General features: G+C 40.0%; 1 protein-coding gene. It reads right to left on the bottom strand.

What is annotated here, in order from left to right; genetic code table 11:
- Nucleotides 1-4: 4 nt before the first annotated feature.
- A partial coding sequence (locus SB765_RS33270; protein ID WP_410932986.1) for a nucleoid-associated protein occupies nt 5-240 on the bottom strand: 236 nt, incomplete at its 5' end.

Genomic DNA, 240 nt, shown 5'->3' with positions numbered 1-240 from the left:
GCACTTAATCTTGCTCTTGTTCCATAAACCGCTGTAATTGATCTTTTAGGTTTGGCGGAATGCCTTTTATTACCAGTGTATCTGTTGCTTCGTTGTATGTTACACGTTCACCTAAATGTTTACGCTCAAAGCTAATGCTCACACCGCCACCTAAACCTGAAAACTTAACCATACTCGTTACTGTTTTCTTATCGACTGGGAATGACTCTTCTAGGTCATAGCTTTGCTCTTTACAAAAGC

It is taken from the genome of Pseudomonas sp. SIMBA_067 (assembly GCF_046534675.1).
In the GTDB taxonomy this organism is placed as follows: domain Bacteria; phylum Pseudomonadota; class Gammaproteobacteria; order Pseudomonadales; family Pseudomonadaceae; genus Aquipseudomonas; species Aquipseudomonas putida.
The sequence above is the reverse complement of the archived record's forward strand: the minus strand, read 5'-3'. Positions and strand labels throughout refer to the sequence as shown.